Annotated in this window: 16 protein-coding genes; 4 read left to right on the forward strand and 12 right to left on the reverse strand. The window is 70.5% G+C overall.

The annotated features are described in order from the left end of the window. Positions 1-100 precede the first annotated feature (100 nt). Positions 101-1,552 carry a purine-cytosine permease family protein gene (locus ACZ7LU_RS11435; RefSeq protein ID WP_398308703.1) on the forward strand — a complete coding sequence of 484 codons (1,452 nt, stop codon included), beginning with the start codon at positions 101-103 and terminating at the stop codon, positions 1,550-1,552. A gap of 114 nt (positions 1,553-1,666) precedes the next feature. Further along, entirely contained in the window at positions 1,667-2,650 is a 984-nt protein-coding gene (locus tag ACZ7LU_RS11440) for an LLM class flavin-dependent oxidoreductase (RefSeq protein ID WP_398308705.1), read from the forward strand. Between the two features lie 53 nt (positions 2,651-2,703). Here ACZ7LU_RS11440 and ACZ7LU_RS11445 read toward each other — a convergent pair whose 3' ends face one another. From ACZ7LU_RS11445 to ACZ7LU_RS11460, 4 genes are all read right to left on the reverse strand, one after another. Next, the gene (locus tag ACZ7LU_RS11445; RefSeq protein ID WP_468718056.1) at positions 2,704-4,128 is read right to left on the reverse strand and encodes a sugar porter family MFS transporter; all 1,425 of its coding nucleotides are present in this window, start codon (positions 4,126-4,128) and stop codon (positions 2,704-2,706) included. Positions 4,129-4,336: 208 nt separating this feature from the next. Continuing rightward, positions 4,337-7,897 (reverse strand): chromosome segregation protein SMC, encoded by a 3,561-nt coding sequence (gene smc, locus ACZ7LU_RS11450; protein ID WP_471916599.1) that lies wholly within the window; start codon positions 7,895-7,897, stop codon positions 4,337-4,339. Between the two features lie 257 nt (positions 7,898-8,154). Then, a complete protein-coding gene (locus ACZ7LU_RS11455; RefSeq protein ID WP_362998111.1) occupies positions 8,155-8,358 on the reverse strand; it encodes a hypothetical protein in 204 nt (67 codons plus the stop codon). 402 nt (positions 8,359-8,760) lie between these two features. After that, positions 8,761-9,042, reverse strand: a complete 282-nt coding sequence (locus ACZ7LU_RS11460; RefSeq protein WP_468089377.1) for an acylphosphatase — start codon at positions 9,040-9,042, stop codon at positions 8,761-8,763. 129 nt (positions 9,043-9,171) lie between these two features. Between ACZ7LU_RS11460 and ACZ7LU_RS11465 the strand changes: the two genes are divergently transcribed. Then, positions 9,172-10,053, forward strand: a complete 882-nt coding sequence (locus tag ACZ7LU_RS11465; protein WP_471916600.1) for a CAP domain-containing protein — start codon at positions 9,172-9,174, stop codon at positions 10,051-10,053. Positions 10,054-10,159: 106 nt separating this feature from the next. Beyond that, positions 10,160-10,540 carry a winged helix-turn-helix transcriptional regulator gene (locus tag ACZ7LU_RS11470; protein WP_398308715.1) on the forward strand — a complete coding sequence of 127 codons (381 nt, stop codon included), beginning with the start codon at positions 10,160-10,162 and terminating at the stop codon, positions 10,538-10,540. Here the strand turns inward: ACZ7LU_RS11470 and mutM are convergent. From mutM to recG, 8 genes are all read right to left on the reverse strand, one after another. Continuing rightward, positions 10,513-11,373, reverse strand: coding sequence for a bifunctional DNA-formamidopyrimidine glycosylase/DNA-(apurinic or apyrimidinic site) lyase (gene mutM / locus ACZ7LU_RS11475; RefSeq protein WP_471916601.1), 861 nt, complete (start codon positions 11,371-11,373; stop codon positions 10,513-10,515). The genes ACZ7LU_RS11470 and mutM overlap by 28 nt on opposite strands. A 152-nt stretch (positions 11,374-11,525) precedes the next feature. After that, positions 11,526-12,356, reverse strand: a complete 831-nt coding sequence (rnc, locus tag ACZ7LU_RS11480) for a ribonuclease III (protein WP_362998121.1) — start codon at positions 12,354-12,356, stop codon at positions 11,526-11,528. 7 nt (positions 12,357-12,363) lie between these two features. Continuing rightward, a complete protein-coding gene (rpmF, locus tag ACZ7LU_RS11485) occupies positions 12,364-12,537 on the reverse strand; it encodes a 50S ribosomal protein L32 (protein WP_026165248.1) in 174 nt (57 codons plus the stop codon). A 2-nt stretch (positions 12,538-12,539) separates the two neighbouring features. Continuing rightward, entirely contained in the window at positions 12,540-13,250 is a 711-nt protein-coding gene (locus ACZ7LU_RS11490; protein ID WP_398308720.1) for a YceD family protein, read from the reverse strand. 101 nt (positions 13,251-13,351) lie between these two features. Then, positions 13,352-14,440 carry a cell division initiation protein gene (locus ACZ7LU_RS11495; RefSeq protein ID WP_398308722.1) on the reverse strand — a complete coding sequence of 363 codons (1,089 nt, stop codon included), beginning with the start codon at positions 14,438-14,440 and terminating at the stop codon, positions 13,352-13,354. 111 nt (positions 14,441-14,551) lie between these two features. Continuing rightward, positions 14,552-15,031 carry a pantetheine-phosphate adenylyltransferase gene (coaD, locus tag ACZ7LU_RS11500; RefSeq protein WP_398309013.1) on the reverse strand — a complete coding sequence of 160 codons (480 nt, stop codon included), beginning with the start codon at positions 15,029-15,031 and terminating at the stop codon, positions 14,552-14,554. 26 nt (positions 15,032-15,057) lie between these two features. Then, positions 15,058-15,651 (reverse strand): 16S rRNA (guanine(966)-N(2))-methyltransferase RsmD, encoded by a 594-nt coding sequence (rsmD, locus tag ACZ7LU_RS11505; protein WP_468562344.1) that lies wholly within the window; start codon positions 15,649-15,651, stop codon positions 15,058-15,060. A gap of 53 nt (positions 15,652-15,704) precedes the next feature. Continuing rightward, the gene (gene recG / locus ACZ7LU_RS11510) at positions 15,705-17,915 is read right to left on the reverse strand and encodes an ATP-dependent DNA helicase RecG (RefSeq protein WP_468718050.1); all 2,211 of its coding nucleotides are present in this window, start codon (positions 17,913-17,915) and stop codon (positions 15,705-15,707) included. Positions 17,916-17,967 lie beyond the last annotated feature (52 nt).

Genomic DNA, 17,967 nt, shown 5'->3' on the forward strand with positions numbered 1-17,967 from the left:
ATGGAGCTCTCTGCATCAACGCGCGTAGAGTCCATCGCGATCAACCCCCACCGACGGATCGCGATGATGCGAGCCGAGCGAGAGGCACGGACCCACCCCCATGAGCACCACCGCCGAATCCGAAGGCGCCCTCGAGACGCGCGGCCTTGAGCCCGTCCCGGACGCCGAGCGCACGGGCAAGACCCGCGAACTGTTCCCCACCTGGGTCGCGGCCAACATCAGCGTCCTGCTGCTCACCATGGGCGCCGGTCTGATCGTGTCCAACGGCCTGAACTTCTGGCAGGTCCTGGTCGTGGCGCTCGTCTCGCCCCTGCTGAGCTACGGCATGGTCGGCCTGATCTCCGTCGCCGGCAAGCGCGGCGGCTCGCCGGGCATGACGCTCTCGCGCGCGGTCTTCGGCCAGCGCGGCAACCTCTTCCCGGGCGCGCTGATCTGGGTCGCCCGCTGGGGCTGGGAGACGATCAACGCGGTCACCGGCGCGTACGCGATCATCACGGTCCTGGACATCTGCTTCGGTGTGAAGTCGAGCACCTGGCTGACCGTGGTCACGCTCGTCGCCTTCGTCACCTGCACGTTCCTGATCAGCGGCCTCGGCCGGAAGATCCTGCACATCTGCAGCACCTGGTCGACGTACGCCTTCGGCGCGTTCAGCGTGCTCGTGCTCATCTACCTCCTCGCCGAGACCGACTGGTCCGCCGTCTTCGACAAGCCCGCGGGCTCCACGGCGATGATGGTCGCGGGCGTCGGCACGATCGCCGCCGGCGGCATCAGCTGGGTGCCCACCGGCCCCGACTTCACCCGCTACATCCCGCGCAACGCCTCGAACAAGCCGCTGGTCGGCCACGCGGTCGGCGGCGCCGCCATCGTCGTCGTCCCGATGGTCCTGATGGGCGCCGTCATGGCGGTCTCCGCGCCGAAGCTCTCCACCGCGCAGGACCCGGTCTCCTTCCTCGGCTCGCTGCTCCCGACGTGGATCGCGGTGCCGTACCTGATCATGGCCCTGGTCGGCATGCTGCTGATCAACTCGATGTCGATGTACTCCGCGGGCTTCACCGCCATGACGCTCGGCATCAAGGTCCCGCGCGCCTGGGCCGTCAGTGTGAACGCGATCATCAGCCTGATCTTCGGCTACATCCTGATGAACGTGGCGACGAGCTTCATGGGCTCCTTCATCTCCTTCCTCACCCTCCTCGCGGTCGCGTTCTCCGCCTGGATCGGCGTCTTCGGCATCGACATGCTGCGCCGCAAGACGTACGACGGCGAGGCCCTGATGGACACCAAGCGCACCAGCGCCTACTGGTACAAGGCCGGCTTCGCCTGGCAGGCCATGACGGCGTGGGCGATCGCCCTGGTGGTGGGCCTGCTCTTCACCAAGGTCGACTGGTTCAGCGGCCCGCTCGCCACGTCCTGGCTCGGCCGGCACGGCCTGGGCTGGCTCATCACGATCATCGTCGCGGCCGTGCTGTACGCGGTCCTGCCGAAGTCGCCGCTGGTGGAGCGGGACGCGGTGGCCGGCAAGGGCGGCGACGACACCGAGCTGGTCTCCGCCTGATCCTCGCCAACTTCCCGACGGGCCCATCCAACCCCCGTACGAGGGTATCCATCTGATATCGCGTCAGCTAACGTCCCCCTTCGCCGCCCACGCACGGTGAAGGGGGACGTTTCCATGCCCGCCACAGTCGTACGTTTCAACCTCGTCGATCCCGCGGCGACACCCGCCTCGCTGAGTGAGCGCTACCGCACCGCCCTGGAGATGGCCGCCTACGCCGACGACCGCGGCATCTCCACGGTCCAGACGGAGGAGCACCACGGCGCGGAGAACAACTGGATCTCCTCGCCCTTCACGTTCGCGGGCGCCGTCTTCGGCGCCACCCGGCGCATCTCGGTGACGGTCTCCGCGGTCATCGGGCCGCTGCACGATCCGCTGCGGCTCGCCGAGGACATCGCCGTACTCGACCTGCTGAGCGCGGGACGCCTGGTCACGGTGGCGGGCATCGGCTACCGGCCGGAGGAGTACGAGCAGGCGGGGGTCGACTGGAAGAGCCGCGGCAAGCTCCAGGACGAGCTGCTGGAGACCCTGCTCCAGGCGTGGACCGGCGAGCCGTTCGCCTTCCGCGGCCGCACGGTGCGCGTCACGCCGCGCCCCTTCACCCGGCCGCACCCGCTGCTGCTCGTCGGCGGCTCGTCGAAGGCGGCGGCCCGGCGGGCGGCCCGGCTCGGCCTGCCGTTCTTCCCGAGCGCCCATCTGCCGGAGCTGGAGGCGTACTACAACGAACAGCTCGCGGCGCACGGCACCGAGGGCTGGACGATGATGCCCGCCGCCGAGACCCATCTCCTGCACATCGCCGACGACCCGGACGACGCCTGGGCCAAGCACGGCGAGCACTTCCTGCACGAGGCCCGCACCTACGCCTCCTGGCAGTCCCGCGACATCCGCTCGGCGGTCAAGTCGACGGCCACCACGGTGGAGGAGCTGCGCGCCGAGGGCGTCTACCGGATCCTGACGCCCGACGAGTGCGTGGCGTACGCGAAGGGCGGCGCCGACAGCCTCATCCTGCATCCGCTCTCCGGCGGCATGCCCGTCGACGAGGGCTGGCGCAGCCTGCACCACTTCTGCGAAAACGTACTGCCCCGGCTCAAGGACAAGTGAGCACGAGTCCTTGAACCGGGGCAGCTTCCTGGAGAGGAGGGGGCAGCGGGGGTTTAGCCCATCTCCTCCAGGGCCTTGCCCTTCGTCTCCTTGACGAACTTCATGACGAAGGGGATCGAGATCGCGGCGAAGGCGCCGTAGATGATGTACGAGCCGGTCAGGGACCACTCGGACATGCTCGGGAAGGTCTTCGTGATCGCGAAGTTGGCGAGCCACTGGGCGGAGGCGGCCACACCGAGGGCGGCGGCACGGATCCGGTTCGGGAAGATCTCGCCGAGCAGCACCCAGACGACCACACCCCAGGACAGGGCGAAGAAGAGCACGAAGGCGTTGGCGGCGATGATCGCGGTCAGGCCCTGCGCGTTCGGCAGCGAGACGTTGTCACCGGAGCCGGTCTTGTACGAGAACGCCCACGCCATGGTGAAGAGCGCCGCCGCCATGCCCGCGGAGCCGATGATCGCGAGGGGCTTGCGGCCGATGCGGTCGACGAAGATCATCGCGATGACCGTGCCGACGATGTTCACGATCGACGTCTCGAACGAGTACAGGAACGAGCTGGACGGGTCCTTGCCGATCGACTGCCACAGCTGGTTCGAGTAGTAGAAGATCACGTTGATGCCGACGAGCTGCTGGAAGACCGAGAGCCCGATGCCGATCCACACGATCGGCAGGAAGCCGACCTTGCCGAGCAGGTCCTTGAAGGACGGCTTGTGCTCCCTGTGCAGGCCCTTCTCGATCTCGTCGACGCGGGCGTCCAGGTCGATGGTGTGGCCCTCGACCTCGCCGAGCACCTTCTTGGCCTCGGTGTGGCGTCCGGCGGAAACCAGGAAGCGCGGCGACTCGGGGATGATGAAGGACAGCAGGCCGTAGAGCAGCGCCGGGATGACCATGACGCCGAGCATCCACTGCCAGGCCTCAAGGCCCATCAGCTTGCCGCGCTGGTCGCCGTCGGCCATGTTCAGGATGCCCCAGTTGACCAGCTGGGAGACGGCGATGCCGATGACGATGGCCGCCTGCTGGAACGAGGCGAGCCGGCCGCGGTAGGCGGGCGGCGCGACCTCGGCGATGTACGCCGGGCCGATCACCGAGGCCATGCCGATGCCGATGCCGCCGATCAGGCGCCACATCGTGAGGTCCCAGGCCGCGAAGGGCAGGGCCGAGCCGACGGCGCTGGCCGCGAAGAGGACGGCGGCGATCTGCATGCAGCGGATGCGGCCGATGCGGTCGGCGATGCGTCCGGCGACCGCGGCACCCACGGCACAGCCCAACAGCGCGGTGGCGATGATCCAGCCGAGCATGTTGGCGTCGACGTCGAAGCGGTGCTGGATGGCGACGGTCGCGCCATTGATCACCGAACTGTCGTAGCCGAAGAGGAAGCCACCCATCGCGGCCGCCGCCGTAATGAAGATGACATGGCCGAGATGGTCCGGGTGGGCCTCTCTGGCTCCGGACTGGGGCGCCTGCGATGTGCTGGTCACGTGTACTCCTCGGGCCACCGGCAGCGCTGCCGGGGGTGGGGGCGAGCTCTTCAAGTGGCGCACAACTTCACGCCGCCCACCACCTGAAGGTAAAAGCAACGTTGCAGAGACTATGCCTTCAAGTTTCGAAGTCAATAGGTGGGCTGCTGTGAATTTGAGGGCACTCTGAAGCAGCTTGTGTTCAAGTCTTGAAGTCCTGAAGGGAGGGCTAGCGGAGGCGCTGGCTGATGACCTTGGAGACGCCGTCACCCTGCATCGAGACGCCGTACAGCGCGTCGGCGACCTCCATCGTGCGCTTCTGGTGCGTGATCACGATGAGCTGCGAGGCCTCCTGCAGCTCCTGCATGATGCGGATGAGCCGCTGCAGGTTGGTGTCGTCGAGCGCCGCCTCGACCTCGTCCATCACGTAGAACGGGCTGGGCCGCGCCTTGAAGATCGAGACGAGCAGCGCCACGGCCGTCAGCGAACGCTCGCCGCCGGACAGCAGCGAGAGCCGCTTGACCTTCTTGCCCGGCGGCCGGGCCTCGACGTCGATGCCCGTGGTGAGCATGTTGTCGGGATCGGTCAGGACGAGCCGTCCCTCACCGCCGGGGAAGAGCCGCGAGAAGACACCTTCGAACTCCCGCGCCGTGTCGTAGTAGGCCTCCGTGAAGACCTGCTCGACGCGTTCGTCGACCTCCTTCACCACCTGGAGGAGGTCGGTCCGTGTCTTCTTCAGGTCTTCGAGCTGCTCGCTCAGGAACTTGTGGCGCTCCTCCAGCGCCGCGAACTCCTCAAGGGCCAGCGGATTCACTTTTCCGAGCTGCTGATACGCCCGTTCGGCTGACCTGAGCCGCTTCTCCTGCTCCTCGCGGACGAACGGCACCGGCTGGTTGCGCGGGTGCAGCGGGTCGTCGGGCAGGTCCTCCCCTTCGGCGGGGGGCGAGGGCGGCACGGGCTGGTCGGGGCCGTAGTCGGCGACGAGTCCCGCCGGTTCCACACCGAGTTCCTCCAGCGCCTTGGTCTCCAGCTGCTCGATCCGCAGCCTCTTCTCGGCACCGAGTACCTCGCCGCGGTGAACGTAATCCGTGAGTTTGTCGAGTTCGGCCTTGAGATCACGGCCCCGGGCGCGCTCGGCCACCAGATCCCGCTCCCGCACCTCCTTGGCGCGCTCGGCGGCGGTCCGCTCCTCCTGCGCGCGTACGAGGGAGACCTCGACGTGGGCGAGCAGCTGACGCCCGCCGGAGGCGACGGCCCCGGCGACCGCGGCCTCGTGGCGCAGCCGCGCCCTGCGCTGCTCGGCACGCGCGCGTGCCTCCCGTTCGGCGCGCGCGGCGCGGTCCAGGGAGTCGGCGCGGCCCGCGAGGGCCTTCACCCGCTCCTCGTGCGTACGGGCCTGGAGCCTGGCCTCCATCTCGGTCTGCCGGGCGTTGGCACCGTCGGCGGCGAGCCGGTCGCGCACGGAGGTGTCGGGCTCCTCCTCGGCGCCGGCGGGGGACGCCTCCTCGGCGACGGCGAGCCGCTCGGCGAGCTCCTCGGCCTCCTCGACCGCCTTGTCCAGCGCGTCCTGGGCCTTGACCGCGGCCGCGGTGCTCCGCTCGGCCTCGCCCGCGGCGCCCCGCGCCTGCCCGGCGAGCCGCCCCAGTTGCTGCGCCACGGAGGACTTCTCCCGGTCGGCGGCCCTGCGCCGCTCCCCCAACTCCTCGACGAGCGCGGCACATTCCTTGCGCCGCTCCCCCGCACTCCGCTGAGCCTCCGCCAATTCCTCGCACTGAGCGGCCAGTTGCTCCAGCTCGGCGGCGGCCTCGTCGACGGAAGCCTGGACTTCGAGCAGGCTGGGCGCGCCGGCGGACCCGCCCTGCGCGAAGTGCGCCCCGAGCAGGTCCCCTTCGGCGGTGACGGCGGTCAGCTCCGGGTGCGCGTAGACGAGATCCTCGGCGTCCTCCAGCGTGCCGACGGCGACGATCCCGCGCAGCAGCCGCCGCACCGCGGGCATCAGCTCGTCGGGCCCCCGCACGAGGTCGGCCACATACGGCGGTCCGCCGGGACGCTCCGGTTGTACGTCCTCGGGGGCGCCCCCGAGCAGCAGCGCGGCCCGGCCCGCGTCCTGCTTGCGGAGCAGCCGGATGGCGTCGGCGGCCGTGCCGGGACCGTGCACGGCGATGGCGTCGGCCCCGGCGCCGAGGGCGGCCGCGACGGGCACCTCGTAGCCGGGGGCGACGGTGAGCAGGGTGGCGGCGGGGCCGAGCAGGCCGGTGAGCTGGTCCTTGGCGGCGAGCAGCGCGCCGGTGCCGTCCTTGCGGCGCAGGCCGAGCGCGAGCGCCTCGTGCCGGGCGGCGACCGCGGCGCGCCTGCGCTCGGCGCCGGTCGCCGCTTCCCGCGCCGCGGTGAGTGCCGCCTCGGCCTCGGCGAGCTCCCGCTTCGCCGCGTCGTGCCGCTCGCCGAGCTCCGCGTCGTCCGCGTCGAGCCCGTCCACCTCGGCCTTGAGCTGCTCGTACTCCTCCTGGGCCGCGACCGCGCGCTCGGCGGCCTCGTCCCGCGCCACGGCGAGCCGGTCGATCTCGGCCTGGGCGGACGCGGCGCGCGAGCGGGCCGCGTTGACCTGTCCGGTCAGCCGTGCGAGGCCCTCGCGCCGGTCGGCGATGGCCCGCGCCACGTCCTTGAGGCGGCGCTCCTCGGCCGCCAGCTGCCGTTCCAGTTCGGCCCGGTGGGCGACCGTGTCGTCCAAGGCGTGCTCGGCGGCCTCCAGGGCGGCTTCGAGCTCGGCCTCCTGTTCGCGGATCCGGGCGGCCTCGCGCTCCATGTCCTCGGGGTCGCGGCCGCGCCGCTCCTCGGGGGGCGCGGCGGTGGCGCTGTTGACCCGGGCCTCCGCCAGCGAGACGGTGCCGCGCACGCGCTCGGCCAGCTGGGACAGCTCGTACCAGGTCTGCTGGGCCCGCTGGAGCCGCGGGGTGAGGCGCCGCACCTCTTCCTCCAGCTGGGCCTCGCGCTGCACGGCGGCCTTCAGCTCGGCCTCGGCGGCGTCCTTGCGTTCCTTGAGCGCGGCCTCGTCGGCGACCTCGGCGTTCAGCGCCTCGCGCAGCCGTACGAGGTCGTCGGCGAGCAGTCGCAGCCGGGCGTCGCGCAGGTCGGCCTGGATGACGGCGGCCCTGCGGGCGACGGCGGCCTGCCGGCCGAGCGGTTTGAGCTGGCGCCGCAGCTCGTCGGTGAGGTCCTGCACGCGCGCGAGGTTGGCCTGCATCGCGTCGAGCTTGCGCAGGGCCTTCTCCTTGCGCTTGCGGTGCTTGAGGACGCCCGCGGCCTCCTCGATGAACGCGCGGCGCCCCATCGGGTCGGCGTGCAGCACCCCGTCGAGCTGCCCCTGCCCGACGATGACGTGCATCTCGCGGCCGATGCCGGAGTCGGAGAGCAGCTCCTGGATGTCGAGGAGGCGGCAGGTGTCGCCGTTGATCTGGTACTCGCTGCCGCCGTTGCGGAACATGATCCGCGTGATGGTGACCTCGGCGTACTCGATGGGCAGGGCGCCGTCGGAGTTGTCGATGGTCAGGGAGACCTCGGCGCGGCCGAGCGGGGGCCGCCCGGTGGTGCCGGCGAAGATGACGTCCTCCATCTTGCCGCCGCGCAGGGATTTGGCGCCCTGCTCGCCCATGACCCAGCTGAGCGCGTCCACGACGTTGGACTTGCCGGAGCCGTTGGGTCCGACGACACAGGTGATGCCCGGTTCGAACTTCAGCGTCGTCGCCGACGCGAAGGACTTGAAGCCGCGCAGGGTCAGGGCCTTGAGATGCACGCCGTCGGACTCTACCTTTCGCTGACAGTTTCACCGATGAAGGTGCAGGGCACATCAGACGGTAAAGAGAGCAGCGTACGCCGGGGCAAAGCAGAGCCGGACCGGGCCCGGTCCGGGCAAGGGTCCGGGCAAGAAAGAAGGGACGCCGAAGCGTCCCTTGCAGATCTGGACAAGCGGCTGACACGACAGCCTGACCACTTGCTTAGTACGGGCCTTTACGACAAGGCGAGGCCCATATGTTCGTCATCGGATAGGGATCAGGTGAGCGCAGGCTCCGCCTGGGGTACGTCGATGCTCTCCAGGAGCGATTCGTGAGAAGCGGCAGCCGCCAGCGCGTCGTTCTCTGCCTGGATCCGAGTGAGCTCGGACTCCAGGTCCTGGACGCGCTGCTGGAGCCGTCGCATCTCGGCGAGGAGTCGCGGGTCGCTGCCGCCGACGTAACCGAGAAGCGCCTTTGCCATGATGGATGGTCCTCCACACTGAGTGACCGACCGAAGCGGTGTGGGTCGTGAGGGATTCGCACCCGCGGTGCTTGGCACTTGTTGTTTCGCTGGGTCTTGCTGGCCGTTCTCACATGCCAAACAGCTAAGGTGCGCGGGGCTTCCAGAGTCTCACCAAAAAGTTTGACGGTCAACACGATCACGCCCCGTATTGGCGGGCGACCCGGGGGCGCGCGGCCTCTGAACGGGCGGCGCTGCTACTCCTTCGGGGCCCTGGGGGCGTGGAGATCATCCTTACTCGGGGAGCCTGCCACGGCAAGCCCTTCTTGGCAACCACCAGGCTTTTTCTGCCTCAGGCAGTTGCCCGGGACACACGCCCGGCGCCGTGCCGCTCGCTCCTCACCGCGTTCCCGCGGGTCACGGTCACCGGATGGCGAAGGTCTCGTATATGCCACGTGGTGTGTCCCAGATCTCGGTGACACCGTCCACTCGCCCGGGTGTGTCGCCCTCGCGGAGCCAGTCGAGCAGTTCCTGGCAGCCGATCCGGGGGCCCTCGGCGACGACCTGCACGCGGCCGTCCTCCAGATTGAGAGCAAAACCACTCAGGCCGCCGATCTCCAGCGCCTTGGCCCGCGTGAACCAGCGGAATCCCACGGCCTGCACGCGTCCCCGCACCCAGGCGGTGAGTCGCACGTCATCGTTCATGAGTGCACGCTAACCGGCCAATTGCTCTGGGAGCACTTCGTCCCCATGCGTCATCGCGTACAGTCCCGAATCGATGAGCCTCACTCATACGAGTGAGTCACGTTGATCGCAGGAACGAAAGGCCAGGAGATGGGACGCCACCGACGCTCCGGCGCTGGACCGGCCGCCGCCACCCCTGAGGACCACCCCGGGACGGTGTCGCACCGCCGCAGGGGCCGCGCCGCCACCCCGGTGCGCACGGGGCTGCTCGGGGTCTCCGCCGCCGTCGCGATGGGCGCCGTCGCGGTCGCCGCGGGCGTGCTCCCGGGCACCGACAACTACCGCCTCGGCGGCGGGGGCGAGCCGGGCGAGGTGCGTTCGGCGGCCGTCCCGACCGAGGTGGACGCCCAGGGCGGCTCGGGCGCCGAGGCCGACCGCGCCGAGCCGTCGCCGAGCCGTGGCACCCACCGCTCCGAGACGCCGAGGCCCACCCCCTCCAAGGCCGACCCGAAGCCCTCGAAGACGCCGTCCGAGAAGCCGTCGAGGCAGGCCACCAAGAAGCCTGCTCCCGCCGAGAAGCCGACGCCGCCCCCGTCCCGTACGCCCGAGGAGAAGCCCAAGGCTCCCCCGGCGAGCTCGCAGTCGTCGTCCGGCGAGAGCGCCGCGGAGGCCGCGGTGCTCACGCTGGTCAACCAGGAGCGGGCCAAGGTCGGCTGCCGGCCGGTGCGGGCCGACGACCGGCTCGCGGCGCTGGCCGGCGACTTCAGCGCGGACATGGCGGAGCGGGACTTCTTCGACCACACGGACCCGGACGGCGCGACGCCGTGGGACCGCGCCGAGAAGGCCGGCATAGCGGACCTGGGCGGCGAGAACATCGCCCGCGGCCAGGCCGACGCCCGATCCGTGATGGACGCCTGGATGAACAGCGAGGGCCACCGCGCCAACATCCTCAACTGCGACTACAAGACCCTGGGCGTCGGCGCGCACTTCGCACCGGGCGGCCCGTGGTGGACGCAGGACTTCGGCTTCTGAGCCCGACCCCTTCTGAGTCCAACCCTTCCGAGTCCAACCCTTCTGGGCCCGCCCCGCTAGTCAGCGCTAACTATTCGAAAGCGCTGTGCGGGCGTATCGTGTCGGCATGGAATCCACCGACCTGGCGTACGACGTGTTCTCCCGGCAGTGTCCGTCGCGGGGCACGCTGGAGCACGTCACCGGGCGCTGGGGCGCGCTCACCCTCGGCGCGCTGCACGACGGCACCTTCCGCTTCAACGAGCTGCGCCGCCGCGTCGACGGCGTGAGCGAGAAGATGCTCTCCCAGACCCTGCACGCGCTGGAGCGCGACGGTCTCGTGCACCGCGACGCACAGCCCACCAACCCGCCGCGCGTGGACTACCGGCTCACTCCGCTGGGCCGCGAGGTCGCCGAGCGCCTGCTGGCCCTGATCCGCTTCGTGGAGAGCCGGCAGGACGACGTGCTGCGGGCCCGGGAGGCCTACGACGCGGCGCGCGGCGGCCGCTGACAGCGCGGGCAGAAGTAGCTGGACCGGTTCATCCAGGGGCGTCGGCGGATCGGGGTGCCGCAGCGGCGGCACGGCTCGTTCTCCCGGCCGTAGGCGTCCAGGGACCGGTCGAAATAGCCTGATTCGCCGTTCACGTTGACGTAGAGGCTGTCGAAGCTGGTGCCGCCGACGGCGAGGGCCGCGTTCATCACGTCCCGCACGTGACCCAGGAGTTCGGCGGTGCGCGGGCGCGTGAGGGTGCCGGTGGGCCGTTCGTAGTGCAGCTTCGCGCGCCACAGCGCCTCGTCCGCGTAGATGTTGCCGACGCCGCTGATCAGCGACTGGTCGAGCAGCGCCCGCTTGATCGTCGTACGCCGGCGGCGCAGCGCGACGTGGAAGGCCTGGTCGTCGAACGCGTCGTCCAGCGGGTCCCGCGCGATGTGCGCGATCACGTCCGGGAGGCCGTCGGGGGTGTTGTCGTGGAGCGAGAGCCCGCCGAAGGTGCGCTGGTCGACGAAGCGGAGCTCGGTGCCCTGCGCATCGGCGAAGCGGACGCGGATCCGCAGGTGCTTCTCGTCGGGGGCGTCGTGCGGCTGCACCAGCAGCTGACCGCTCATGCCCAGGTGGGCGAGGACCGACTGCGCGGAGTCGGCGAGCGGCAGCCACAGATACTTGCCGCGCCGCTGCGCGAGCCCGATCCGGTGCCCCGCGAGCCGGTCGCCGAAGTCGGTGCCGCCCGCCACGTGCCGCCGGACCGCACGCGGATGCAGGACCTGCACGTCCGAGACGACCCGCCCGCTGACCCAGCGCTCGAGGCCGCGCCGGACGACTTCGACTTCGGGCAGCTCGGGCACGGGGCTCCTCGACGGGGTGCGCGGGGGTGGGAATCGGCAGCGTATCGCGTGGCCCACGGCGGCCGGGACGCCCCCCTCGGCGCCGTCGGGACCTACGCGTGAGCCCCCGCGGGACCGAGGTCCCGCGGGGGCTCACACAAGGGAAGAAGGTGTCAGGCCGGAGCGGCGTCCGAAGCCGAGGGGGTGTCGGCGGTCCCCTCCGCTTCCGCCGCGGCCTCAGCCGCCTTGGCACGCTCGTCCGCTGCCGCGCGAATGGCGCGCCAGGCGGACTCGGCGGCCTGCTGCTCCGCTTCCTTTTTGCTGCGGCCGGTGCCGGTGCCGTACGAGACGCCTCCGACGCGGGCGGCAGCAGTGAAGGTCTTCTCGTGGTCGGGGCCGCTCTCCGTGACGAGATACTCGGGCACGCCGAGGCTCTCCGTCGCGGTGAGCTCCTGGAGGCTGGTCTTCCAGTCCAGGCCCGCGCCCAGGTTCGAGGACTTCTCGATCAGCGGGTCGAAGAGCCGGTGCACCAGCTCACCCGCAGCGTCCAGACCCTGGTCCAGATAGACCGCGCCGATCACCGCTTCAAGGGTGTCGGCGAGGATGGATGCCTTGTCCCGGCCTCCCGTGCCCTCTTCGCCCCGGCCGAGCCGGATGAAGGAGCCGAGTTCGAGGCCGCGGCTGACCTCCGCCAGCGCACGCGAATTGACCACCGCGGCCCGCAACTTGGCCAGCTGGCCTTCGGGCAGGTCGGGGTGGGTGCGGTACAGCGTGTCCGTGACGACGAGGCCGAGCACGGAGTCACCGAGGAACTCCAGACGCTCGTTCGTCGGCAGGCCGCCGTTCTCGTACGCGTACGAACGGTGGGTCAGCGCGCGCACCAGAAGGGCGGACTCGAGCTTGTACCCGAGCCGCCCTTCCAGAAGCGTGTGGGACGAGGCCGTTGTCTCCGCCAATTTCTTGGCGTCTTCCGCCTTCTTGGGGCTAGACACGGTGCCTCTCACCAGCCGCTCAGACCTCGAGGACCTGGCGCTTGTTGTAGGTGCCGCAGCTCGGGCACGCGATGTGCTGCTGCTTGGGCTCCTGGCAACGCTCACACGAAACCAGGGTGGGGACCGCAGCCTTCCACTGCGACCGGCGGTGGCGCGTGTTGCTGCGCGACATCTTCCGCTTCGGAACAGCCACGGCTACTTCTCCTGCTTCTCGTCGACGCCCGCTTCCGCTTCGGCGCCGCTCATCTCGTCCTTCTCGCCGTCCTGGATGGTGCCAGCGAGTCCCTGCAATGCCGCCCAACGGATGTCGACGGCGTCATGGTGGTGGTCCGGGTCGTCCGCGAGCCGTACCCCGCACTGGGAGCACAGGCCCGGACAGTCTTCCTGGCACACCGGCTGCATCGGCAGTGCGAGCACCACCGCATCACGCAGCACAGGCTCGAGGTCGAACATGCCGTCCTCGAGACAGAGCCTGTCCTCGTCTTCCTCGGCGTCGTCGGCCGGTTCCGCGCTGCGGCCCCGGTCGTCGGCGTCAGGGTACGAGAACATCTCCTGGAAGTCCGCGTCGAGCTCCAGCTCGAGCGGCTCCAGACACCTTACGCACTCCCCCTCGGCCGTGGCACGGGCGGTGCCTGTGACAAGCACCCCTTCCATGACCGACTCGAGACGGACCTCCAGCTGGACCGGGGCGCCCTGCGGCACTCCGATGACCCCTTCGATACCGAAGGCGCTCGGCGGACCGGGCGCCTCGATCTCGCGGGTCACCCGCTGCATGGCACCAGGACGCCGACCCAGCTCGTGTGTGTCGAACACGAGGGGGTTTCGGTGGTCAAGGCGCGTGCTCAGGGTTTTTCCTGCTTTCGAATCCGGGGAGTTCAAGGGGGCCACCGCACTGATGCCGCACATGTGAGGCTCGGGTGGGCAGCCTGGGTCGCGGACGTATGCGCGACCGAAGAGCCAGGATACTTGACCTTTCGCTCTCGGCCCAATCCGGTCCCGCCGGGCCGCTAGCGTCCCTGTTCGTACTGGCGCAGCTGCTCGGCGCTGATCATGGTCGTGTCGAAGAGGCTGGCCTCTTCGAGCGCGGCGGGTGCCTGCGCCGGCGCGTCGTCGTACCGGGGCTGCTGGTCGTAGCCCTGCTGCGGATAGCCGTACTGATCGTGCTGGCCGTGCTGATCGTGCTGCTGGTACGCGTACGGATCCTGCTGGCCGTACGGCTGCTGGTACGCGTACTGGTCCTGCTGCTGGTAGCCGTACGGGTCGGGCTGCTGCTGCGGGGGCGCGTAGGGCTGCTGGGGCGGGATCGGCGGGGCCTGCACCGGTGGAGCCTGGACCGGCGGGGTCGGGGCGGGCTGCGGCGGTACGGCCTTCGCGGCGGCCGAGGGCCCCGCGAGGTCCGCCAGGTACTCCGCGTCGGTGGTGTGGCCCTGGGTGGCGGTGCCCTCGCCCAGGGTGCCGAGCTCGTCGGCGGGCGCCCGGCCGTGCAGGGTCTGGCGGCCGCGGCCGACGGCCTCCAGCGTCTTGGCGAGGACCGCCTCGAAGGCGCCGAGCTTGGCGTCGACGTACGCGTCGGCGTTGCGGCGCAGCGTCTCCGGGTCGTGGCTGCGCTCGGGGGCGTCCTCGTCCTCGTAGCCGTTCTCGTCGAGGCCGGGTCCGGTGCCGAGGAGCTTCTCGCGGCCGCGGCCCACCGAACCGAGGGTCTTGGTGAGGACGACCTCGAAGTTGGCGAGCTTGCTGTCCACGTAGTCGTCGGCCTCGGCGCGGACCTCATCGGCGGCCTGGCGGGCCTCGGCGAGGATGCGGTCGGCCTCGCCCTGGGAGCGGCGGGCCACCTCGGTGTCGGAGATCAGGGAGCCGCGCTCGGCGTGGGCGCTCTCGATGATCCGCTCTGCCTCCTGGCGGGCCTGCTCGACCAGCTGCTCGCGGCCGCCGATGAGCTCCTGGGCCTGGGCGAGGGAGCCCGGCAGTGCCTGGCGCACCTCTTCGAGCATCGAGAGCAGATCGGCGCGGTTGACCACGCACGAGGCCGACATGGGCATGGACCGGGCGCTGCCGACCGCCTGGACGATCTCGTCGATCTTCTTCTGCACGTCCACCGTGTGCTCGCCACTCTCTACAGCTGGTTGGGAGACGGACGGGACGACTGTAAGGCCAGTGGCCGCCCGCCCGACACCGGGTGACGAGCTGTCAGCGCTCGTGCGGGTGGGTCACTTCTTGCCCAGGCGTTCGACCAGGGCCTCGTGGACGATCGGCGGCAGCAGGTGCGCCACGTCGCCGCCCCAGGCCGCGACCTCCTTGACCAGCGAGGAGGAGAGGAAGCTGTAGGTGGGGTTGGTCGGGACGAACAGGGTCTCGACTCCCGAGAGGCCGTTGTTCATCTGGGCCATCTGGAGTTCGTAGTCGAAGTCGCTGACCGCGCGGAGGCCCTTGACGATGGCGGGGATGTCGCGCTGCTTGCAGAAGTCGACGAGGAGGCCGTGGAAGGACTCCACCTCGACGTTGCCGAAGTCGGCGGTGACCTGGCGGATCAGTTCGATCCGCTCCTCGATCTCGAAGAGGCCCTTCTTCGACTGGTTGATCATCACCGCGACGTGCACCACGTCGTACAGCTTGGAGGCGCGGGCGATGATGTCGAGGTGTCCATTGGTGATGGGGTCGAAAGACCCCGGACAGACGGCGCGGCGCATCGTGAGTCCCTCGCTCTCCGGTCCGGTCATGGCGCGATCACTGAGTCGTCGCACGTAGAGGCGGCGCGACCGTACCAAAACGTCCCTTCGCCGTAGCGACGGGACCTGAGGGCCTCGAAACCCTCGGGCCAGCCGAAGACACCGCCTCTTGTACTGCGTTCAACGGTGACGAGCGCGTCGTCCGTGAGCCAGCCCTCCGAGCGGAGTGTGAGGAGGATCTCCCGAAGATCGTCATCGGTGACGGCGTACGGAGGGTCGAGGAACACCAGGTCGTACGGGGTGGTGGGGGCGCCGCCGGCGACGATCTGGGCGGCTTTGCCCGCCCGCACCTCGGCGCCGGGCAGGCCCACCGCCTTCACGTTCTCCCGGATGGTGCGGGCCGCCCGGGCGTCGGCCTCGACGAGCAGGGTGTGCGCGGCGCCGCGGGACAGCGCCTCCAGGCCGACGGCACCGGAGCCCGCGTACAGGTCGAGGACGCGGGCGCCGTCGAGCGTGCCCTGGAGGGCCTGCCAGGTGGAGAAGAGGCCCTCGCGCGCGCGGTCGGACGTGGGGCGGGTGCCGTTGCCCGGCGGGACGGCCAGGCGGCGTCCGCCGGCCGTGCCGGCGATCACGCGGGTCATCTGATTCCTTCTGGCTGGACGGTGGTCATCCCACGATATGGCGTACGGCGGCGTCACCCCTTGTCGAGGTACTGCTCGCGCTCGGCGTCGAGCAGGGCGTCCAGGGCGGTGCGCAGCGCGGGCAGCCGCTCCAGCTCGGGGTCCTCGGCGACCACGGTGACCGCCTCCTCGCGGGCTGCGGCGATGACCTCCTCGTCCTCGATGACGGCGAGCATGCGCAGGCTGGAGCGGACACCGGACTGGGCCTGGCCGAGCACGTCGCCCTCGCGGCGCTGCTCCAGGTCGATGCGGGAGAGCTCGAAGCCGTCGAGCGTGGAGGCGACGGCGCCGAGGCGGCCGCGGGCGGGGCTGGCCTCGGGCATGTCGGTGACCAGGAGGCAGAGGCCGGGGGCCGAGCCGCGGCCGACGCGGCCGCGGAGCTGGTGCAGCTGGGAGACGCCGAAGCGGTCCGCGTCCATGATCACCATGGCGGTGGCGTTCGGGACGTTCACCCCGACTTCGATGACCGTCGTCGCGACCAGGACCTGGGTCTCGCCCGCGGCGAAGCGGCGCATCACCGCGTCCTTGTCGTCCGGCTGCATGCGGCCGTGCAGGACCTCGACCTTCAGCCCCTGGAGGGGGCCGTGGGCGAGCTGCTCGGCGACGTCGAGGACGGCGAGCGGGGGCCGCTTCTCGGCGGTGGCCTCGTCCTCCGCCTTCTTCTTGGCCTTCTTGGCGTCACCGGGCTCGTCGGCGTCGTCGCCGATGCGGGGGCAGACCACGTACGCCTGGTGGCCGTTCTCCACTTCTTCGCGCACGCGCTCCCACGCGCGGGCGAGGAAGTGGGGCTTGTCCTGGGCGGGGACGACATGGCTGGCGATGGGCGAGCGGCCCGCGGGGAGCTGGTCGAGGACGGACGTCTCCAGGTCGCCGAAGACCGTCATCGCGACCGTGCGCGGGATGGGCGTGGCGGTCATGACCAGGAGGTGCGGGGGCTGCTTGCCCTTGCCGCGCAGGGCGTCGCGCTGCTCCACGCCGAAGCGGTGCTGTTCGTCGACGACGACCAGGCCGAGGTCGTGGAACTGGACCTTGTCCTCGATCAGGGCGTGCGTGCCGATGACGATGCCGGCCTCGCCGGTGACCAGGTCGAGCAGGGCCTGCCTGCGGCCCGCAGCTCCCATGGAGCCGGTGAGCAGGGTGACCTTGGTGGCCTGGTCGGATCCGCCCAGCATGCCGCCCTCGGCCAGCTCGCCCATCATCTCCACGATGGAGCGATGGTGCTGCTGGGCGAGGACTTCGGTGGGCGCGAGCATCGCGGCCTGCCCGCCCGCGTCCACCACGGCGAGCATGGCGCGCAGGGCGACCATGGTCTTCCCGGAGCCGACCTCTCCCTGGAGCAGGCGGTGCATCGGGTGTTCGGTCGCGAGGTCGTCGAAGATCTCCTTGGAGACCTTCTCCTGGCCCTCGGTGAGCGTGAAGGGCAGCTTGGCGTCGAAGGCGTCGAGGATGCCGCCCGCCTTGGGCCTGCGGGCGACGGCGGGCAATTGCGCGTCCGCGTACCGCCGCCGGGCGAGGGCCACCTGGAGGACGAAGGCCTCGTCCCACTTCAGACGGTCGCGGGCGGCGGCGATGTCCGCCTTGGAGTGCGGGCGGTGGATCTTCAGGAGGGCTTCGGGGAGCGGGATGAGACCCCGGCCGTCGCGGAGGGCGGGCGGCAGCGGGTCTTCAGCCTCCTGAGCGCTGGGCAGGACCATGTCGACCGACTTGGCGATCTTCCAGGACTCCAGCTTGGCGGTGGCGGGATAGATCGGCAGCTGGGCGCCGGCCCAGGAGCCGACGGTCTCGCCCGCCTCGTCGCCGTCGCCGCGCAGCAGTTCGTACGCGGGGTGGGCGAGCTGCATCTTGCGGTTGAAGACCGACACCTTGCCCGCGAACATCGCGCGGGTGCCGGGGAGCAGGTCCTTGTGCGGTTTATGGATGCCGCGGCCGAAGAAGACGAGCTGGACCTGGCCGCTGCCGTCGGTGATGGTGACCTCGAGGCGCTGGCCCCGGCCGCCGTTGAACTTCAGGATGCGTGCGCTCGCGACCTGGGCGACCACCGTGACGTGCTCGTCCAGCGGAAGCTCGGCGAGCCGGGTGAGCTCGCCGCGCTCGGCATAGCGCCGGGGGTAGTGGTGCAGGAGGTCGCCGACCGTGTGCAGGTCGAGGTGCTCGGCCATCACCTTCGCGGTGGCGGGACCGACCACTTTCTTCAGGGGTTCTTCGAGCGCGGGCACGAGATCCATTGCACACCACGCCACTGACATCGGGGCGCAGGTACCCCCGAACTGCGGCTCA

The organism is Streptomyces sp. NPDC039462 (genome assembly GCF_055639375.1).